We start from the raw sequence: 20,017 nt of genomic DNA, 5'->3' as shown, positions 1-20,017 counted from the left end.
CCGTGAAGGACGGGGAGAGGGGGCGCCTGCGTTTCGGCTGATCCTTCTCCCCGTCACTATACGGGGAGAAGGTGCCGGCAGGCGGATGAGGGGCGGCGCCGTCGTTCGCAGTCGATGATGCTTTCGAAAAACGCAGGGCCGTCCACTTGGGGCCCTGTCTGTCTCTGAGCTTACTTGCCCGGCTTGTACCAGCTGTCGAGGCCGTCCTGCAGCTTCTTGGCGGCAGCTTCCGGCGTGTCGGTGCCGTTGATGACGTTGGCCGATTCAACCCAGGTTTCGTTCTCGAGGTTCGGCGTGCCGCGCGACAGGATCTGGTAGGTCGAGCGGATCGTCGACTTGCACTTGTCGCGCCAGGAGACGAATTCCTGCGCCAGCGGGTCTTCCATCTTCACCGGGGTGGAATTTAGGCTGAAGAAGCCCGGCAGTGCGTTGGCGTAGATGGTGGCGAAGTCCGGCGAGGCGACCCAGGACAGAAAGGTCTTGGCCGCGTCGGCATTCTTCGACGCCGCATTCAGGCCCATGCCGATATCGGTATGGTCGGAGATGTAGCAGGTGTCGCCGGCCTTCTCGACCGGCGGCGGGAAGGCGCCCATCTTGAACTGCGCCTGGGTGTTGAACAGGCCGATCTCCCACGATCCCGCCGGGTAGATGGCGGCGCGGCCAAGCGTGAACAGGTTCTGGCTGTCCGGATAGGTCTGGGCCTCGAAGCCGTCGCCGAGATAAGGCTTCCACTTGGCCAGTTCCTCATAGGGAGCAACCCAGTCCTTGTCGGTCAGCTTCTGGTCGCCCTTGATCAGCGCTGCGCGGCCCTCTTCGCCCTTCCAGTAGTTCGGACCGATGTTCTGATAGCCCATGGTCGCGGCTTCCCAGAGGTCCTTGGTGCCCATGGCCATCGGGATGTAGGTGCCGTCGGCCTTGATCTTGTCGAGCGCGGCGAAGAACTCGTCACGCGTCGTCGGCACCTTGAGGCCGAGCTTGTCGAAGGCGTCCTTGTTGTAGATGAAGCCGTGAATGACCGAGGCCATCGGCACGCAGAAGCTCGCCTTGGCGTCGTCGGTCTGCCAGGCGGCCTTGGCAACGGGCGAAAAGTTTTCCATGCCGGGCAGCGCCGACAGGTCGGCAAGGTTGCCCTTCTTGAACAGTTCGAGCGACTTGTCGAACGGGCGGCAGGTGATCAGGTCGCCAGCCGAGCCGGCGGCGAGCTTGGCGCCGAGTGCGGCGTCATACTCGGTCGGCGCCGACGGTGCGAACACCACTTTGATGCCCGGGTTCTTGGCCTCAAAGGCCGGGATCAGCTTGTCCTTCCAGATGGCAAGGTCGTCGCCGCGCCAGCTTTCGATATTGAGCGTTACGTCATCGGCGTGAGCCAACCCGGCGGTGCCGAGAATGCTGGTGCCGAGAAGCAGTGCCGTCAGTAATTTCGTTGTCATGCTAGTCTCCCTGTTGACCTTTTTCAGGTTCGGTTTTGAGAACAGGGGCCTTCACGCCCTTGTTCCCCTCGATCGCGGAAAGGGCTGGCCGCAGCTTCTGGCCGGTCCCTTCCAGTATCTTCTCGGCCGCAACGGCGTTGGCAGCGCCGGCGGCGAGCAGAATGGCTGTCTTGACGACGCCGCCGCTCGCTTCGAGCAGCCGCACGGCGTCTTGCCGGTCGCGGCCGCTGATAGCGGCGACGATGCGAGCCGCGCGGTCGCGCAGCTTGATGTTGTCGGCGGTGAGATTGACCATGTAGCCGTCATGGACATGGCCGAGATGAATGGCGGTAAGCGTCGACAGCATGTTGAGCGCGATCTTCTGGGCAGTGCCGGCGCCCATGCGCGTCGAGCCGGCAATCACCTCCGGTGGCGTCTCGAGCAGGATGGCGACGTCGGCCAGCCTGAGCAGGGGCGTGTCCTTGTTGTTGGCAATGGCGATGGTTGCCGCGCCCCGGCTGCGCGCATCCTTCAGCGCCTGCACCGCATAAGGCGTCGAGCCGCTGGCCGAAATGGCGATCAGGCAGTCGCCCTTGCCGATGCCGGCGCCGGCAATTGCCGTCGAGGCTTCGTCGGTGTCGTCTTCCGGTCCGCCGGCCAGGGTCTTGAAAGCGTCGTCGCCACCGGCGATGAGGATGGCGATGCGTTCGCGCTTGATGCCGAAGGTGCCGGGCAACTCCAGCGCGTCGGCCAGCGCCATCAGGCCGGAGCTGCCGGCCGCAGCATAGGCGAGCTTGCCGCCGCCGTTCAGCCGCCCGGCGATGATTTCGGCTGCGGCGGCGATGGCGGGAATGGCGTCGCGCACAGCCTTGGCGGCCTCGATCTGCGCATTGACCAAAGAAGAAAGGATGGCGTCCGGGGCCTGGATGTCCAGTCCCTCGGCATTGCTGTGAAGCGCTTCGGTGCGCGGTTCGGTCATCCCTGTCCCTCCGATGGAAGAACAATACCAAAAAAATACCACTTGTCCACACGCATTAACGAAATTGCGAACTGGAAATCGTTGAGCCGGCAAAATTCCCGGGTTTTTCAACCTGATGCGCCTTAATCTTTTTGAAACGGAAATTAATCCCTTGGCTATTGGTATTTTATTGGTATTATCCGCCCGGAGGAGACATCGCGTGAAATTCGTGCTCGGTATCGACGGCGGCGGCACCAGCTGCAGGGCAGCCCTTGCGACAGGCGATGGCGTTGTCATTGGCCGTGCCAAAAGCGGCGCCGCCAACATCCGCACCGATCTCACCGGCGCTCGCACCCACATCGTCGAGGCTGCTCGCCAGGCCTTCATCGCCGCCGGGCAAGATCCGGACCTGATCCCGCAGACACCAGCCATTCTCGGCCTTGCCGGCGCCAATGTCGGCACCTATCGCCAGCAGCTTGAAGCGATCCTGCCGTTCAGCATCAGCCGCGTCGAGACGGACGCCGAGATCGCGCTCGAAGGGGCAGTCGGCTCTGGTGACGGCGCCATGGCCATCCTCGGCACCGGCACCGCCTATATGGCGCGCAAGGGCGGCACGTCGCGCGCCATCGGCGGCTGGGGCTTTCAGGTCGGTGATCAAGGCAGCGGCGCCCGGATCGGCCGCGACCTGCTGGAGCAGACGCTGCTCGCCCATGACGGCGTCCGGCCGCGCTCAGCCCTGACCGACAGCATGATGGCCATTTTCCGCAACAATCCCGAAGACGTGGTCGAGTTCACCACCAATGCCAAGCCCGGCGATTTCGGCGGCTTCGCGCCCAAGGTTTTCGAGCATGCCGAGAAGGGCGACAGCGTCGCCAACTGGATCGTGGACAAGTCGGTTGCCGATGTCGAGGCGTCGCTCCACGCGCTCGACCTCTCTGATGACGCCCCGCTCTGCCTGCTCGGCGGGCTGGCGCCGCTCTATGGGCCGCGCCTTTCCCAGCGCTACCAGGCGCTGCTGAAAGCGCCGCTCGACGATGCCCTGGGCGGCGCCGTGCAGATGGCGGCCCGCATCTTCGTCAAAGCGGAGGCGACGCGATGAGCGATGCCGCCGACCAGATCTTCGCCACGCTGAGGCAGTCGTCGCAGAGCGGCGCCCCGCTCTACCTGCAGCTCAGGAAAAGCATCGAGGACGCCGTCAATCGCGGCCTGATCGGGCCGGGCGATGCGCTGCCTTCCGAGCGCGACATCGCCACCAAGGCCGACATTTCGCGCGTCACCGTCCGCAAGGCGGTGCAGGACCTAGTCAAGGGCGGCATCCTCGTGCAGCGCCACGGCTCCGGCACCTTCGTGGCGCCGCGCATGGAGCGCGTCGAGCAGTCGCTGTCCAGGCTCACTTCATTCACCGAGGACATGGCAAGGCGCGGCATGGCGGTGCGTTCAGCCTGGCTCGACCGCGACCTCTACCCGCCCTCGCCCGACGAGATGATGGTGCTCGGCCTGTCCTCGAACGAGCTGGTGGCGCGCGTGGCGCGCCTGCGCATCGCAAACGACACGCCGCTGGCCATCGAGCGCGCCTCGTTGTCGGCCAGCGTGCTGCCGGATCCGGCCGGGATAGGCTCGTCACTCTATGCGGCGCTGCAACTGACCGGCAACCGGCCGGTGCGGGCGGTGCAGCGCATTTCCGCCGCCAATCTCGGCGACGCCGATGCGCGTCTGCTCGAAGTGCCATCCGGCATTGCCGGCCTGCACATCGAACGCATTTCCTATCTCGCGAGCGGCAAGGTGATCGAGTTCACCCGCTCCATCTACCGCGGCGACGCCTATGATTTCGTCGCCGAACTGCGCCTGACAGGGCCGAGCGAAGAGGGCCGACCATGATCCCCAAGACCACCCATATGCGGCGCGAGATCGACGAAATTCCGCAAGCCGTCGCGCGTCTGCTCGATGGCTCGGCGGCGGTGCTGACCGAGGCCGGACGCGGCATTCGCGAGCGCGATCCGAGCTTCGTCGTTACCGTCGCGCGCGGTTCGTCCGACCATGCCGCCACCTTCATGAAATATGCCGTCGAACTGACCGCCGGCCTGGCCGTCGCTTCGGTCGGTCCATCGGTCGCCTCGATCTACGGCGCCAAGCTCAAGCTCGCCGGTTCGGCTTGCCTCGCCATCTCGCAATCCGGCAAAAGCCCTGATATCGTCGCCATGGCCGAGACGGCACGAGCCGGCGGTGCGCTCACCGTCGCCATCACCAACACCGCCGATTCGCCGCTGGCGCGGGCTTCGGATTTTGCCATCGACATTCTGGCCGGCCCCGAGCGCAGCGTCGCGGCGACCAAGACATTCGTCAATTCGGCGGTCGCCGGCCTGGCGCTGATGGCGCATTGCACCGGCGACGACAGACTGCTGGCCGCCCTTGCCCGCCTGCCCGAGCATTTCAGCAAGGCGATCGCCTGCGACTGGATGGCGCTGGCCGGCGCATTGGAGACGCCGCAATCGCTGTTCATCCTAGGACGTGGCCCGTCGGCGGCGATGGCCAACGAGGCGGCGCTGAAATTCAAGGAGACCTGCGGCATGCATGCAGAGGCCTATAGCGCCGCCGAAGTCATGCACGGCCCGCTGGCCCTGGTCGGGCCAGGCTTCCCGGTGCTGGCGCTCGCCGCCCGCGATGCCTCCGAGCCGTCCGTGGCAGAGGCTGCCGACAACCTTGCCGGCAAGGGTGCAGCCGTTTTTGTAACCTCGGACAAAGCCAAGAGCGCGGCGCGGCTGCCGCATGTCGCCACCGGTCATCCCTTGACTGACCCGCTGACGCTGATCGTCTCCTTCTACGGCTTCGTCGAAGCCTTCGCCCGCCATCGCGGCCTCGATCCGGATGTACCGCGCAATCTGCGCAAGGTGACGGAAACCGTATGAGCGACCGTTTTGCCCTGACTGGCGCCCGAATTTTCGATGGCGACGACTGGCATGACAACGCCGCCCTTGTCGTGCACGGCGATGTGGTCGAAGGCATTCATCCCGTCGGCGCCATTCCGTCGGGCGTTGCCCGCATCGACGCCGGGGGCGGCATGCTGGTGCCGGGTTTTGTCGACCTGCAGGTCAATGGCGGCGGCGGCGTCATGCTCAACGACCATCCCGATGTCGCCTCGCTGGCAACAATCTGCCGGGCGCATGCGCCGTTCGGCACGACCGCACTGCTGCCGACGCTGATCACAGATACGCCTGACATCACCGCCGCGGCCATTGCCGCCGGCACCGGGGCGGCACGGCAAAAACTGCCGGGATTTCTCGGCCTGCATCTCGAAGGGCCGCATCTCTCCGTCGCCCGCAAGGGCGCGCATGAACCGGCGCTGATCCGGCCGATGACGGATGCGGATGAAGCGGCGCTGGTCGCGGCACGCAAAAACCTGCCGGTGCTGCTGACGACGATAGCGCCTGAATCCGTCGAGCCTGCCCGCGTTGCGGCCTTGGCCAAGGCCGGTGTGATTGTCAGCCTCGGCCATTCCGACACCGGCTACGCCACGGCCAGAGCCTTTGCCGATGCCGGCGCCAGCGTGGTCACACATCTGTTCAACGCCATGAGCCAGATCGGCAACCGTGAGCCGGGGCTGGCGGGTGCGGCCATCGACATAGGCAGTCTGTCGGCCGGGATCATCGCCGACGGCATCCATGTCGATCCCGCCACCATGGCAATCGCGCTGCGCGCCAAGCAGGGGCCGGGCAGGATCGTGCTGGTCACCGACGCCATGGCGACGATCGGCACCGACATGACATCGTTCACCCTCAACGGCCGCATCATCTATCGCAAGGATGGCAGTCTGCGGCTGGCCGACGGCACGCTGGCCGGCGCCGATCTCGATATGATCTCGGCGGTTCGCTACGTCCACCGGATCGTCGGGCTGGACCTGTCGGAAGCGTTGCGCATGGCCTCGCTCTATCCGGCGCAGGCGGTCCGCCAGGCCCACCGGATCGGCCGCTTCGCCAATGGCACGGCTGCCGATATCGTCGCTCTGTCGGACAACCTCGACGTCAACGGCGTCTGGATCGGCGGCGACAAGGTTTTTGCAGGCGCGGACAGTCCGCGCTAAAGTCCACTTATGCATGATGTCGACTGCGTTGTCGCTGGCGCCGGTGTTGTCGGCCTCGCCATTGCCCGCGCGCTGGCGCTGTCGGGCCGCGAGGTGCTGGTGGTCGAGAAGGCCGCAGCCATCGGCACGGGCACCAGTTCGCGCAATTCGGAAGTCATCCATGCCGGGCTTCATTATACGCCGGGCAGCCTGAAGGCCCGTCTCTGCGTCAACGGCCGCGAGCGTCTCTATGCCTATTGCCGCGAGCACGACGTCGCCCATCATCGCACCGGCAAACTGATCGTTGCCGTCGAACCCGACCAGTTGGACAAACTGCAGGCGATCCAGATCAACGCGGCGCAATGCGGAGTCGGTGACCTCAAGCTTTTGACGCGCGCAGAGGCCGAAAGCCTGGAACCGGCGCTGAGCTGCGCCGGCGCGCTGCTGTCGCCGTCAACCGGCATCGTCGACAGCCAGGCGCTGATGCTGTCATTGCGTGGAGACGCGGAAGCGGCCGGCGCATCTTTCGCCTTGCTCACCGTTGTCTCAGGCGCGAGCATCGAAGCGGACGGCATCCGGATCGACACGCGCGACGCCGATGGCGAGGGTTTCACCTTGAAGACCGGCGCCTTCATCAACGCCGCCGGCCTCGACGCGCAGGCGCTCGCCGGCCGCATCGAAGGCCTCCCGCAAGACCGTGTTCCGCCGCTGTGGCTGGCGCGCGGCAATTATTTCGCGCTTTCCGGCCGCTCGCCCTTTTCGCGGCTGATCTATCCGGTGCCAGTCCATGGCGGCCTCGGCGTGCACCTGACCCTCGACATGTCGGGGAGCGCGCGCTTTGGCCCAGATGTCGAATGGATCGATCGCGTCGACTATACCGTCGATCCCGCACGAGGCGCTGCCTTCTACGACGAAATCAGGCGCTACTGGTCCGGCCTGGCGGATGGCGCCCTGCAACCGGCCTATGCCGGTGTCAGGCCGAAACTGTCGGGTCCGGGACAGCCGGCCGCCGACTTCGTCATCCTGGGACCGGCTGACCACGGGGACGGCCAGATCGTCAATCTGTTCGGCATCGAGAGCCCTGGCCTTACCGCCAGCCTCGCCATCGCAGAACATGTCGTTGGGCTTTTATATCGCAATGACGGGCGTTTCCTGAAACGTCGGGCAGGCGCATACCATGAAACCTTTTGATATGGAGGTCGTTGTCGGGGCATATGTCCGAGGCAAAACCCAAATCGAAACCGGCCGACGGCATCGAAGCGCGCGATGCCACGAAGTCGCGTCGGGAAAAGCCGTCACGGCAAACGCGCGGAGATGGACCGCGCGAGGACACGCCGCGCGAGAAAAAAGCATCGGCCGCCGAAGCCGCGTCTGAGCCCGTTGGCGAGGCTGCGCCGCCGCCGGATGCCGTCGAACCCGATCCCAAGCTGACGCCCGAGCAGGCCGAGCAGGCGCGCAAAAAATATCTGCTGCGGCGTTTCTGGATCAGCGGGCGCGGCTATTGGGGGAGGCATGGCGACAAGCTCGCCTGGCCTTTGACGATCGGAGTGCTGCTGCTGATCTGCATCAACATCGGTTTCCAGTATGGCATCAACGTCTGGAACCGCTCGATGTTCGATGCCCTCGAGCAGCGCAACGCCCGCACGGTCTATCTCCTCAGCGCCGTATTCGTGCCGCTGGTGATCTGCAGCGGCAGCCTTGTCGTCGCGCAGGTCTATCTGCGCATGACGATCCAGCGCCGCTGGCGTTCCTGGCTGACCACCGGGGTCGTCGCGCGCTGGCTGGCAAACGGCCGCTACTACCAGCTGAACCTCGTGGGCGGCGACCACCAGAACCCCGAGGCCCGCATGACCGAGGACCTGCGCATCGCCACCGAGTCGCCGGTCGATTTCACCGCCGGCGTCCTCAACGCGTTCCTGTCGGCCTCGACCTTTATCGTCGTGCTGTGGACCATCGGCGGCGCGCTCACCCTGCCGATCGGCGGCGAGAGCATCACCATTCCCGGCTTTCTGGTCATCACCGCGATCATCTATGCCGCCATCACCTCGACCTCGATGGTGGTCATCGGCCGCGATTTCGTCCAGCTCTCCGAGCGGAAGAACCAGGCGGAGGCCGAACTGCGTTACACGCTGACGCGCGTGCGCGAAAACGGCGAGAGCATCGCCTTGCTGGGAGGCGAGGACGAGGAGCGCAGCGGCATCGACAGAAATTTCGGCCACGTGCTGAGGCAATGGGCTCTGCTGACCGGACAGCACATGCGCACGGCGGCGGTGTCGCAGGGATCGAGCCTGTTTGCGCCGGTCGTGCCGATCCTTTTGTGCGCGCCAAAATTCCTCGAAGGCTCGATGACGCTTGGCGAGGTGATGCAGGCGGCGTCTGCCTTTGGCATCGTGCAAGGCGCGTTCGGCTGGCTGGTCGACAACTATCCGCGCCTCGCCGACTGGAACGCCTCCGCGCGGCGCATTGCCTCGCTGATGATGTCGCTCGACGGGCTCGAGCGCGCCGAGCAGAGCGATGCGCTCGGACGCATCAACCGGGGCGAAGCGGAAGACGGCGCCATCCTCAGCCTCGACAATCTTTCCGTGACACTCGACGACGGCACCTCCGTAGTCAAGGAAACCGAGGTCGTGATCGAGCCGGGCGAGCGGGTGCTGGTTTCAGGCGAATCCGGTTCAGGCAAGTCGACGCTGGTGCGGGCCGTCGCGGGCCTGTGGCCATGGGGCGGCGGCAGCGTCAATTTCCACACCGACAGGCGCCTGTTCATGCTGCCGCAACGCCCCTACATCCCTTCCGGAACGCTTCGCCGCGCGGTCGCCTATCCCGCGGCGGCGGACAAGTGGACCATCAAGCAAATCAAGGCTGCCCTCGACAAGGTGGGGCTTGGCTATCTCACCGGCAGGATCAAGGAAGAGGCGCCATGGGACCAGACGCTGTCGGGCGGCGAAAAGCAACGCCTCGCCTTCGCGCGCCTGCTGCTGCATCGCCCCGATATCGTGGTGCTGGATGAAGCGACTTCGGCGCTCGACGAGAAGAGCCAGGACACGATGATGTTGACGGTGATCCGCGAACTGCCTGACGTCACCATCATCAGCGTGGCGCATCGTGCGGAGCTCGAAGCCTTCCACAGCCGCAAGATCACCCTGGAGCGGCGCGAGGGCGGCGCCAAGCTCGTCAGCGACGTCGACCTCATCCCGCGCAAGCGCAAACGCAACCTGCTGAACCGCGCTTTGTGGGGTTCCAGCACTCGGGTGAAAAAGCCGCGCAGGTAAAAGGCGCCACTGCCGAACCGCGAACAGATGTCCAGGCGAAGCGCTTGGGCAGAGACATTAGCCGGCTATGGATTAGCCGTAGAGACCCTTGTAGGTCTCGCGCAGCAGGTTCTTCTGCACCTTGCCCATCGTGTTGCGCGGCAGCTCATCGACGAAGATCACCTGCTTCGGGTGCTTGTATTTGGCCAGCTGGCCGGCAATGGCGCCAACGATCTCGGCCCCGGTGATCTGCGATGCCGGCGCCCGCACCACGACAGCGGTGACGCCTTCGCCGAAATCGGGATGGGCAATTCCGATGACGGCACTTTCCAAGACGCCGGCAACGGCGTCGATCTCGCTCTCGATCTCCTTGGGATAGATGTTGTAGCCGCCGGAGATAATGAGATCCTTGCCGCGGCCGACGATGTGGACGTAGCCGTCCGCGTCGATGATGCCGAGGTCGCCGGTGATGAAGAAGCCGTCCTTGCGAAACTCCGCCTTGGTTTTTTCCGGCATGCGCCAATAGCCGGAAAAGACATTCGGACCTTTGACCTCGATCATGCCGACTTCACCCTGGCCAAGCGCATCGCCGCTGTCAGGGTCGGCCATGCGCAGCGAAACGCCGGGCAGCGGGAAGCCGACCGTGCCGGCCCGACGCTCGCCCTCATAGGGGTTCGACGTGTTCATGTTGGTCTCGGTCATGCCGTAGCGCTCGAGAATGGCGTGGCCGGTGCGCTCGCGCCAGGCCTTGTGCGTTTCGGCGAGCAGCGGCGCCGAGCCGGAAACGAACAGGCGGATGTTCTTCGCCGCCTGGGCATCCAGCCCGTCCTGCTGCAGGAGCCTGGTATAGAAGGTCGGCACCCCCATCATCACTGTCGCGCGGGGCAAGAGCGAGACGATGCGGCCGGCGTCGAATTTCCGCTCGAACAGCATCGAGGCGCCGGCCATCAGGGTGACGTTGGTGGCGACGAACAAGCCGTGCGTATGGAAGATCGGCAACGCGTGGATCAGCACGTCATCCCCGGTGAAACGCCATTGCTCGACCAGCACGCGCGCATTGGAGGCCAGGTTTTCATGGCTGAGCATGGCGCCCTTGGAGCGTCCGGTGGTGCCGGATGTGTAAAGGATTGCGGCCAGATCGTCCGGCCCGCGCGCCACGGCGTCGAAATCCGTGGGCTGTTGTGCCGCCAGTTCGGTCAGCGAGCCCTCACCATTGCTGCCAAGCGTGAAGGTGGCAGCACCCGACGCCTGCGCCAACGGCGCGATAGCGCCGGCGCGGGCCGGGTCGCAGACGACCAGCCGCGGCTCGGCATCACCGAAGAAATAGCCGAGTTCGGCCAGCGTGTAGGCGGTGTTGAGCGGCAGGAAGACCGCGCCGGCGCGCAGGCAGGCGAGGTAAAGGAAAATGCATTCAGGGCTTTTTTCGACCTGCACGGCAACGCGGTCGCCCGGCTCGACGCCGAAATGCCTCAGCGCATGTGCCAGCTGTGCCGATTGCGCCAGCATGTCGCCATAGGCGATCGCGCGTCCGTCATCGGTCGCGATCAGGATGCGCTCGGAGGCTGAAATCCGGCTGCGGAACGCGTCGAACAGGTGATTGGTCATGCGCATTCCCTAGAGATGATGCCGAAAAGTGTGAAGCGGTTTTCGGAGGACATCATGCTCTATCCCTTTGATTTAGAGCCGGATGGCTTTGGAACAAAGGAAACGATTTCGCCTCCGTCCGGCAAAAACGTGAAATCGGGTTTGCCGCCGATCAGATGAAGGCAAGCGGACTTGGATAACGGGCGATTTTGGATAGCGGGCGGATTTTGGATAGCGGACCGGAAGCGCTTCTATCTGCGGCTGCGCAGCGCCTTGGTGGCGCTCACGCGTGGATCGCCGCTGTCGTTGAAGCGCTCCATGCACATGGCTGCCGTCAGACGGTAGTGGTTGAGGAGGGCTTCAACGGCGCCGTCGGCATCGCCATCCACCGTGCGCTCCGCAATCAGCCGATGTTCACTGATTTCGTCGCGCTCGCTGCCGTCCTGGGAGATCAGCCGGTAACGGGAGGCCTGATCCGAAAGCTGGTCGCAAAAGCCGGTCAGCCAATGCGATCGGCAGCCTGCGATCAGTGCCCTATGGAAGGCGCGGTGCAGCTTTTCCCATTCCGGATTGTTCGAGGACGGGTCCTCCGGCAAGCGGCGCGGGGCACGCGCCAGGCGATGCAAGGCCAGCACGAGCTGCTCTTCCCATTCGCCGGTGCGGTTGGCAATGGATTCACGCAGCGCCCGCTCTTCCAGCCAGCAGCGGGTGCGCGTCAATTCCTCAAGTTCCGGGGCACTGACCGGCATGATGAAGAAACCGCGCTGGTCGTGGCGGCCGAGCAGGCCTTCCGAAGCAAGTCGGTTGAGGGCCTCGCGAACCGGTGAGGCGCCGGCGCCGTAACGGGAAACCACCCATTCGACACGAAGCTTGCTTTCACTTTCAAACACGCCGCGCAGGAGATCGTCGCGAAGCTGTTGATAGACCGTACTAGCGAGTGTGCTCTTGGGTCCCGCGCCTTCGCTCACATCGGCAGATCCGTAGGTCAATATGACTCCTGTAGCTCTCCCATGCTCCGCTAGCCCGTTCGCGAAGCAAACGATTTCCCCTGTAAATTTACTGTAACTCCTAAGGCATCCGCCCCTCAAGCGAAAGATCACGATATTCGACTTAAAGAGGAAGGTTGACTGCATCTTATCCGCCGGAAGTAACTAAAATCGTGAAAAACTTGTTCTTCTGAAGAAAGTTTGTCTGCCAGCATGGCAGGTGCCCTCGAGAAACAGCTTCGAGATCCCGAATACGGATAATTTTTTCTTAACGCGCGTCATGCCGCCGGATTGACCTCTCCCCGCATGCAGATCCCTTCGGCAGCTATCCACTAGGTTTATGGGCCAAAACTAGTGCCGGATGCCGCGATCCTGTCGCGTGCCGCGATGCCCTTGTGGCTGCCACCCGTTGACGGCTTTTTGGGAGATCGAAGGATCAGGCAGGGAGATCAGGCCGAGGAGAACCGACCAGCCGGGAACTTGCCCTGGAACTGATGTCAGCCGGCAGCCCGGTCGGCCGCGGTTCGGATGGCTTCTATATTGGCCCGGTAGGCTTCGACGCTGCCGCCCTTGAAGATGGCGGCGCCCGCCACCAGCACATCGGCACCGGCTGATGTGACCAGGTGGGCGGTTTCCGGCGACACGCCGCCGTCGATCTCGATGCGAATCGGCCGGTTGCCGATCAGCGCTTTCACCCGCTTGACCTTGTCGACCATGGCCGGGATGAAGGCCTGGCCGCCAAAGCCCGGATTGACGGTCATGATCAGGATCAGGTCAAGCCGGTCGAGCACATATTCGATCGCACTTTCCGGCGTCGCCGGATTGAGCGATACGCCGGCCTTCGTGCCGAGATCCTTGATGGTCTGAAGCGAGCGGTCGAGATGCGGTCCGGCCTCGGCATGCACGGTCATGCCGTCGCAGCCGGCATCGGCAAAGGCGGCCAGATAAGGATCGGCCGGCGCAATCATCAAATGGCAGTCGAAAAAGGCCTTGGTGCGGTTGCGGATGGCCTTGATCACCGGCGGGCCGAAGGTGATGTTGGGCACGAAATGCCCGTCCATCACGTCGAGATGAATCCAGTCGGCGCCGGCCGCCGCCACCGCCTCGACCTCGTCGCCGAGCTTCGAGAAATCCGACGCCAGCACCGATGGCGCGATCAGGGTCTTCCTGCTCATGATGCGGCCCCTTTGGGCGCCCTGTTTGCGGGCGCGGCCTTGACGACTGCTAGAGCAATTCCAGGAAAAGTGGGAACGGCTTTCCGTCCGGAATTGCGTGAAAACAAAGAGATAGAGCGGTTCGGCGTTTCCACGAAACGATGAACTGCTCTAGACCATGATCCCGAAAAGGGAAAGTCGGTATTTGCTGCGCCCGGCAGCGGGTTCGGCGAATACCTGGCCGCCCGATCGCCGCAGCGCGCCCAAGGAAAACCCCGCCGGATCGCTCCGACGGGGCTCTGAATTTTGACTCGTATCCAGATCCTATGGCTTGAAGTTGGCCGCCGGATCCCTTTGCGGCTGTACCTGCGTCTGCGGCGTGCGCTTCGGTATGAACTGCTGAAGGACACCTGGATTGAGCAACAGGGTCGGATCGAGCGACGGCTGCTGCCGGATGGCTCTGCAGTTCGGGAACCGACCAACGGTGCCTTCGGGGCAGCGCCGCCTGATGATCGGCACGCACTGGCCGCCGACCATCTGCGAGCCCGGGGCGCAGTCTCCCACCTGCGGCCTCGGCTTGCGGCATGCGCCGTCGATCACCTGGGTGCCGCGCGGGCAAACACACTCGCCGCGCTTGTTGTGCACCTGGCCGCGTATGTCGCACTGTTCCAGCACAGGCTTCTTCTGCCGGCAGGCATTGCCTTGCACCTCGGTACCCCGCGGGCAGACACAATTGCCGTTGGCGTCGTGGACCTGGCCGCGGATCGAGCACTGCTCGGGCTTCGGCCGGATCGGCCGGCAGACCTTGCCCCTGACTTCTGTGCCGTCCGGGCAGACGCAATCGCCATTGGCGTTTTGGATCTGACCACGGATCGAGCATTGTTCAGGCTTTGGCCGGATCGGCCGGCAGGCTCCATTGCGCACCTCTGTCCCACGCGGGCAGACACAATCGCCATCGGCGTCATGAACCTGGCCGCGTATGCCGCACTCCTGAGGCTTCTGCTTGTCGCGCACGCAGGCATTTGCCTGTCGGTCGAGATGCGTACCTTCCGGGCAGTAGCAGCCATTGCCGTCCGACGTCGGGACCGAACCGGGGATGGTGCAGCCAGGCTTGTCGGTCTTGACGCAAGCGCCGTTCTCAAGCTCGGTTCCGCGCGGGCAGACACAGCGTCCATCCTCGGTGCGGATCTGGCCCTTGAGCAGCACGCAGGGCCTCGGATCCTTCGGCTGGATGATGACGCCGCCGTCGGGCGAGCACTGGCCGTTGCGGAACGTCGTGCCTTCCGGACACACGCACCGGCCGGCATCGTTCATGACGAAGCCTGGCGAGCATTCCTTCTTCACCTCGCGCTTGATGGTGAACGGATGGCAGGCATAGGCCTTGCCGCGATCGCCCTGGACGTTGGTCAGGTCGCCGGGCAGTACGTCGCCGCCGCCTTGCACCCTGGTGTCGGGAGACAAGACGCCGACGCAGTTCTGGCCGCTGACGTTGCCCCGCAGATTGACCAGGGGAGCGTCGGGAAGGACCACGGTGACCTTGTGCACATGGCTTTCCCCGGCGCCGAGCGTCAGGTTGGCAATGCAGGTCAACGGCAAGGTCGTCGGTTCGGGCGAGCAGCCAAAGGGCGGTTCGATCGAGGTGATCGCGACGCCTTGCAGCCGCCCCAGGCCGTCCACCCCGATCGCATCGCCGATGCGGACCGGACCGGAGAAGGCGGTCTGGCCATCATTGGTGATGGTGATCTCGAACGAGCAGGGTTGCCCCGGCTGGCACTCGGCATCGCCGGTCTTCTTGACGCTGATGGTGGACGTGCCGCCGCCCTTGGCGCAGGCCTGGCCGATCGGGTAGACGACGTCGTCTCCAGGGGCCGGGCCGTATGAGCCGCGTGCGCAGTTCTCGAACGCGCCATTGGCCAAGACCGTCACGTCGAAGTGCCTGGAGGTTCCGGGCGTCATCGCGGCGCCGGGTATCTGGCATGACAGCGCATTGGCCGGAACCGCTCCGCAGGCCCATTCCGCACCGTCGGGTGTGACGGTCTGGATCTGGACCGGCGCGCCACCCGATATCAGCGTGGCAGCATCGTTGACCCGCACCGGACCGGTGGGGGCAGAGGTGCCAAGGCTGATGACGGTGATGCGGCAGGAAACCACCGCCGCACCGGCGAGCGAGCCATTGCAGACCTTGGTGATGCGTAGGGTCGGCTTGCCGCCATTGGGATGACGGAAGCGTTCCTTGGCGCAGGCCTTGTTGTTGGTGAGGTCGACCTCACCGGAGACGGGCTTCAGCGCCGCGCAGTTCTCGACCGAATCCGACTGGTAGCCGGCCGGCATGACCGCCCTGACGACGATCGGCGTCGATGCGCCCGGCATCAGCACGATGCCTGCATTGTCGCAGCGGAACTGGCCGGGACCGTTCGGTCCGCATGTCCAGGGCGGAGACGGGCCGAAGGTCGAAGAGGCCGGCGCGCCGCCCGGGTAATTGTCGACAACCGTCAACGGCCCATTATAGGGGACGCTGCCATTGTTGATGATGTCGATCACGAAGTAGCAGATGCCGTCGGGCGTGCAGACCGGGATGCGGGCACGCTTCTTCAGGATCAAGTCGACCTTCTTGTCGACCGGGGGCCGGCAATCGCGGTCGCGGTCGCCACGCCGGCAGATCGGGATCGAGGCACAGCCGCGATCGTTCTGCTGGCTGCCGAAAAGCGGCTTGCCGCTGGCGCCGTAATTATAGGTGGCGCAGTTGCGCAACGCGCTGCCTTGCCAACCACCCGCCGGCTTGAAGCCGAGCTTGAGGTTGATGGAGGCCCCCGGATTGAGCGTGGTCACCGGATAGGTGCACGTCATCGGGGTCACGCCGGGCATGCATACCCAGGGCGGGTTGGGCCCTGAATCCAGAGTCGAGCCGGCCGGCAGCGTCACCTCGTCGAGCACGATCTTGCCGTGATACGGCCCGTCGCCGACATTGGTGACCTTGATGGTGAAGTCGCAGCCGCCGCCCATCGTGCAACGCGTCACGTCGGCTCGTTTCTCGACCTTGAGGTCCGGTTCCTTGTCCTTGGGGGGACATCTCAAGTCACGCGGGATGACGATGTCGATGGTCTGCGTGCAGCATAGTCCCCAACCCTCCTTCGGGCCGGCATAGGTCTCGATGCCGGTGACGATGAGGTGGATGACGTCGCCGGGCGATGCACCGACGATCTTCCAGTTCAGCACACCGCCGCCCGCCGGCACCAATTGCGTGTCGGGGATGATGGTGATGCCTGGGGTCGTCGTCGATACCTGCACCCATTTGCCGCCCATCTCCGGGCCGACAGGCATGTGGTAGATGAACGCGCCGCCGCCTTGCACGCAATCGACCGTGCCGCGCTCCACCTTGAAACATTCCCGGTCGGGAGGCGGAGGCCGCTTGTCACAGTTGGTGAGGTCGATCTTGATCGAGGTCTTGGCCCCGGTCTTGTAGTCGCCGTCGTCGGGCTTGCCCGGATCCTGCGACGGGATGATGGCCCCCGTGCCGACGCCCGGCGTCACCTTGATCATGCCCTGGTTGTCGACGATGGTCGGCGAAGGAAACGCCGCATGGTCGATCTTGGCGGTGATCTTGAAATTGATGACGCGTTCATTGCCAGCCCCAGCGCCGTCGAGATCGGTGGTGGAAATCCGGAAATCGGAAACCGTTGCCGTATCGTTCGGATTAGCCGAGGTGCTGATTGTCGCACCCGGCAGCGGTCCGCCAGACGCATCCGTGCCGTCGCCGGACACGTTGACGTTGACGATCGCAAGACCGTGCGGAAGCTGATCCTTGAAGTCGAGTTGGAGTTTCTTCAGCCTGGCCGAAAAGCTTGGGTCGGCAAAGCCTTGCGAGTCGCCGCGCAGGCCAAAGCTCAGGGAGTAGACGACGTAGTCGCAGCTCCTCTGTGTGCCTGTTTTGGTGAAGAACGGCACGATCCGTTCCGGCCTCGGATTGACGATTTTTGAATTGTCGAGGTCGAGCCGCAGTTCCGGAGTGATCGGGACTGCATCTTCGGCGTGGCTTGCCACAGGGGTGAACATGGCGACCGCGATACCGGCCGCCATCAGCCAGCGCGCGCCGCGCCTGGCATATGACAGGGGTTTCATGATGGTCTCCATGACGTTGGATTGACTGCTGTTCGCGGTCGGGGAAAGTGCGAGATTTTTCATCTTCCCCTCCTCAACGTTCGCAGCTGACGGCTGGGGTTCTGAGCGGCAAAGTCATCTTGCAGCAAGGGTAGTAGCCACCCTTGTCCTTGTCGGACTGCCTGTAGAAGCAAAGTCCAACATCGACTCTGTCGCCCGGAGAATGGCCGGTGATGTCGACCGTGTAAGGCTTACCGGGAGCATGCGACTGGGGTGATGTCACCCCGACGCCTGGTGTCATGGACTGGACCTTGATCGAATCGCCGCCAAAGCCGGCATGGTCATGGAGATAGAGGTCGGCCTGGAGGCCGCGAGGCGTGCAGTAGAACTGAACATCCTCGACATCGATGCACGGAGGCAGATCGCCGGGCGGTGGGAAGCCCGGCGGATAGAACGGCGGCAGATAACCGCCTGGGATCTCTTCATAATAGCCGGCACGGCCGTCGCAGGGGTGCCAGACCTCGACGTCGCCGACATGGCCTTCCACTTCTGGGTCTTCGAAATAGCCGTCGAAGTCGACGAACCACGAGCCGAAAGGCGGCACGTTGGCCGGCTTGACCAACGGCGTCGGCGTGATCTGCACGCCGTGCACGGCAAGCGGCCCGCCGGCGGCGAGCTGGTCGGCAAGTGTCGGGTTGTCGCGCAGCTTGTCGCCGGTGTTGACCAGCGTGTCGGTGCACACGCCGGTGTCGAGATTGCCGTCGGCGTCATAGCCATATTGCAGGTCGAGCCCACCGGCCGACTGCCGGTTGCCTTGCGGGAAGCCGACTGCATATTCCTGCGGCTCTTCCACCCAGACCGATTCCGTCGCCGGATCGTCCGGGTTTTCGCGCCAGTAGCGGATGACCTCGCCCTTGCCGGAATCGGCGAACTGGCTGTAATCGTAGCGATTCTCGACCGGGCCGCGCTGCGCCAGATACATGAAGCCCTGGTTGTCGAAGGCGATGTCGGTGACGGCGTAGTCCTTGTCGGCCTTGACCGTCAGCTCCCAGCGCGGATCACCGGCAAAGCTGCCATCGCGGGCAATGCCAACCGACCAGATCTCGGCCTTTTCGCCGACCGAATAATAGAGCCGGCCGCCATGATAGGCGACGGACCAGACGCGGCGTTCGTCCTGCGTGTAGCCCCATGTGTCGGGGTCTTCCGAGTCGAAGGCAGCACCCTGTATGTCCATCACCGCACCGTCATCGGCGACGGGAGCCAGCCCATGCGCCGGCCGCCCGGCAACGCCGTGATCGAATGTGTCGATCAGCGTGCCGTTGGCATCGAGGCGGTGGATGAGGCCGGTGTCGAGATCGCTGGCGAAGAACTCGCGGTGATTGCTGTCGAAGCTGATGTCGCCGATGCCGGAACCGCTGTTGGTGTCAATGTCGGCGAATTTGGAGACCGCGCCGGTGATGCCGTCGATCTTCCAGATCGTGCCCGGACCGCCACCGCTTTCGGTGCCGAACTGGCCGTCCATGAAGACGGCGCCTGCGGTTCCGCGGCGCTGTCGCTCGGGCCGACCGTCGGCATCTTCGTCCGGGGTGACGATACGGATGCCGTGCAGCGAGGTAGCGCCGGCATAGAGGTTGGGGACGCCCGAGGGAACGCCGTCGCGCACACCGTCATCATAGGTGATGGCGAATACCTGGCCGATCTGTTCGGCCGTCACCTCGAAAGGCGGCGGCGTGTAGACGAGCTGGCCGGAAGCCGGTCCGCCGAGCGCCGAAACGTCGAAGACGCGCAAGGTGGCGCGCGTCGTGTCGATGAAGGTTTCGTCGACCGGGTCGACGCCGGGCGGCAGCCCCCCCCTTTCGGAATCGGCAGAGTCGAAATTGGGAATGACGGTGCCGGAAAATCCAGTGACCGCCATCGAGCCGGGATAGATGATCTGGGTTTCCTGCGCTTGGGCGGCTGTGCCCAACCAGAGCGCGGCGCTCAGCGCCAGGGCAAGCAAACCGCCGGCCAGATGGAGCGAACGGCGCAAACCGCCGCTTGGAGACGACATGGACGCGCCGCGATCGCAGGACATAAAACTCCCCCCGAAGTTTTCGGGAGGAACATCCGGTCCGGCCGCGCGAAACAGGGCAAGGCGCGGCGTTCCGGCACGTTCGTCCCTGATCGAATTGTCTGCTTTCCTCATCTTCACGATACGCCTGCTCCTGCGCAGGGTCAACGGAATCAGCCGAAAGCCCAGCGCATCGACTCCATCCCGAAGGCGGTGGTCTCGCTGAGCTTGCGTTGGTCCCGGAGACCGTGGAGCCTCTGGGGTCCTGGTCATGGGGGCATCCTTTCCGGCCCGCACCATGCGGCGCCTGGTCGTCAGTCGCAGGCTGAAGCGGAAAGGTTCATGCAAAACGGCGGCCGGGTCTGTCCGCCATTTCACAGAGGCGCGGCTAATTCCTTGTGTCAACTCAAGGTGGAAAACAGTCTTGGCGCGCGAAAGACCGGCCGGCTTACTTACCGTCAGTGCCGGCTTCT

13 protein-coding genes are annotated in these 20,017 nt (G+C 64.3%); 6 read left to right on the top strand and 7 right to left on the bottom strand.

The window, feature by feature from the left end; translation table 11 throughout:
- Positions 1 to 170: 170 nt before the first annotated feature.
- Complete coding sequence (locus NKI37_RS11610; protein ID WP_352790220.1) at positions 171 to 1,430, bottom strand: ABC transporter substrate-binding protein; 1,260 nt, start codon at positions 1,428 to 1,430, stop codon at positions 171 to 173.
- 1 nt (position 1,431) lies between these two features.
- Entirely contained in the window at positions 1,432 to 2,388 is a 957-nt protein-coding gene (locus NKI37_RS11605) for an N-acetylmuramic acid 6-phosphate etherase (RefSeq protein ID WP_023729668.1), read from the bottom strand.
- A gap of 199 nt (positions 2,389 to 2,587) precedes the next feature.
- Here NKI37_RS11605 and NKI37_RS11600 point away from each other — a divergent pair, with 199 nt between their 5' ends.
- Genes NKI37_RS11600 through NKI37_RS11575 form a run of 6 tightly spaced genes read left to right on the top strand, consistent with a single transcriptional unit; the run spans position 2,588 to position 9,693 of the window.
- A complete protein-coding gene (locus tag NKI37_RS11600; protein ID WP_023668846.1) occupies positions 2,588 to 3,466 on the top strand; it encodes a glucosamine kinase nucleotide-binding domain-containing protein in 879 nt (292 codons plus the stop codon).
- Complete coding sequence (locus NKI37_RS11595) at positions 3,463 to 4,245, top strand: GntR family transcriptional regulator (protein ID WP_023668847.1); 783 nt, start codon at positions 3,463 to 3,465, stop codon at positions 4,243 to 4,245. Before NKI37_RS11600 ends, NKI37_RS11595 begins: the two co-directional genes overlap by 4 nt.
- On the top strand, positions 4,242 to 5,273 hold the full coding sequence (locus tag NKI37_RS11590) for an SIS domain-containing protein (RefSeq protein WP_023684262.1): 1,032 nt from the start codon (positions 4,242 to 4,244) through the stop codon (positions 5,271 to 5,273). Before NKI37_RS11595 ends, NKI37_RS11590 begins: the two co-directional genes overlap by 4 nt.
- Positions 5,270 to 6,445: an N-acetylglucosamine-6-phosphate deacetylase gene (nagA, locus tag NKI37_RS11585; protein WP_352790223.1), complete on the top strand. Its 1,176-nt coding sequence runs from the start codon at positions 5,270 to 5,272 to the stop codon at positions 6,443 to 6,445. Before NKI37_RS11590 ends, nagA begins: the two co-directional genes overlap by 4 nt.
- A gap of 9 nt (positions 6,446 to 6,454) precedes the next feature.
- Positions 6,455 to 7,615: an NAD(P)/FAD-dependent oxidoreductase gene (locus NKI37_RS11580; protein ID WP_352790226.1), complete on the top strand. Its 1,161-nt coding sequence runs from the start codon at positions 6,455 to 6,457 to the stop codon at positions 7,613 to 7,615.
- A gap of 23 nt (positions 7,616 to 7,638) precedes the next feature.
- Complete coding sequence (locus tag NKI37_RS11575; protein ID WP_352790229.1) at positions 7,639 to 9,693, top strand: ABC transporter ATP-binding protein/permease; 2,055 nt, start codon at positions 7,639 to 7,641, stop codon at positions 9,691 to 9,693.
- 72 nt (positions 9,694 to 9,765) lie between these two features.
- On the opposite strand, the gene NKI37_RS11570 is transcribed toward NKI37_RS11575, so the two are convergent.
- The 5 genes from NKI37_RS11570 to NKI37_RS11550 all read right to left on the bottom strand — a co-directional run bounded on the left by NKI37_RS11570 (position 9,766) and on the right by NKI37_RS11550 (position 19,844).
- On the bottom strand, positions 9,766 to 11,277 hold the full coding sequence (locus NKI37_RS11570) for a malonate--CoA ligase (RefSeq protein ID WP_352790232.1): 1,512 nt from the start codon (positions 11,275 to 11,277) through the stop codon (positions 9,766 to 9,768).
- A 230-nt stretch (positions 11,278 to 11,507) separates the two neighbouring features.
- Positions 11,508 to 12,245: a GntR family transcriptional regulator gene (locus NKI37_RS11565; RefSeq protein WP_023694237.1), complete on the bottom strand. Its 738-nt coding sequence runs from the start codon at positions 12,243 to 12,245 to the stop codon at positions 11,508 to 11,510.
- A gap of 494 nt (positions 12,246 to 12,739) precedes the next feature.
- Positions 12,740 to 13,417: a ribulose-phosphate 3-epimerase gene (rpe, locus tag NKI37_RS11560; protein WP_352790235.1), complete on the bottom strand. Its 678-nt coding sequence runs from the start codon at positions 13,415 to 13,417 to the stop codon at positions 12,740 to 12,742.
- Positions 13,418 to 13,720: 303 nt separating this feature from the next.
- Positions 13,721 to 17,578, bottom strand: coding sequence for a DUF7929 domain-containing protein (locus NKI37_RS11555; protein WP_352790238.1), 3,858 nt, complete (start codon positions 17,576 to 17,578; stop codon positions 13,721 to 13,723).
- Positions 17,579 to 17,588: 10 nt separating this feature from the next.
- Positions 17,589 to 19,844, bottom strand: a complete 2,256-nt coding sequence (locus NKI37_RS11550; RefSeq protein ID WP_031193739.1) for a hypothetical protein — start codon at positions 19,842 to 19,844, stop codon at positions 17,589 to 17,591.
- Positions 19,845 to 20,017 lie beyond the last annotated feature (173 nt).

It is taken from the genome of Mesorhizobium sp. M0626 (assembly GCF_040320665.1).
In the GTDB taxonomy this organism is placed as follows: domain Bacteria; phylum Pseudomonadota; class Alphaproteobacteria; order Rhizobiales; family Rhizobiaceae; genus Mesorhizobium.
This window is presented reverse-complemented; position numbering and strand designations above follow the sequence as displayed.

Bases quoted from the DNA above. Each gene is read 5' to 3' on its own strand.
- NKI37_RS11590 (WP_023684262.1), top strand. From the start codon at position 4,242: ATGATCCCCAAGACCACCCATATGCGGCGCGAGATCGACGAAATTCCG.
- NKI37_RS11605 (WP_023729668.1), bottom strand. From the start codon at position 2,388: ATGACCGAACCGCGCACCGAAGCGCTTCACAGCAATGCCGAGGGACTG.
- NKI37_RS11575 (WP_352790229.1), top strand. From the start codon at position 7,639: ATGTCCGAGGCAAAACCCAAATCGAAACCGGCCGACGGCATCGAAGCG.
- NKI37_RS11555 (WP_352790238.1), bottom strand. From the start codon at position 17,578: ATGAAAAATCTCGCACTTTCCCCGACCGCGAACAGCAGTCAATCCAAC.
- NKI37_RS11570 (WP_352790232.1), bottom strand. From the start codon at position 11,277: ATGACCAATCACCTGTTCGACGCGTTCCGCAGCCGGATTTCAGCCTCC.
- NKI37_RS11580 (WP_352790226.1), top strand. From the start codon at position 6,455: ATGCATGATGTCGACTGCGTTGTCGCTGGCGCCGGTGTTGTCGGCCTC.
- NKI37_RS11610 (WP_352790220.1), bottom strand. From the start codon at position 1,430: ATGACAACGAAATTACTGACGGCACTGCTTCTCGGCACCAGCATTCTC.
- rpe (WP_352790235.1), bottom strand. From the start codon at position 13,417: ATGAGCAGGAAGACCCTGATCGCGCCATCGGTGCTGGCGTCGGATTTC.
- NKI37_RS11595 (WP_023668847.1), top strand. From the start codon at position 3,463: ATGAGCGATGCCGCCGACCAGATCTTCGCCACGCTGAGGCAGTCGTCG.
- NKI37_RS11550 (WP_031193739.1), bottom strand. From the start codon at position 19,844: ATGGTGCGGGCCGGAAAGGATGCCCCCATGACCAGGACCCCAGAGGCT.
- nagA (WP_352790223.1), top strand. From the start codon at position 5,270: ATGAGCGACCGTTTTGCCCTGACTGGCGCCCGAATTTTCGATGGCGAC.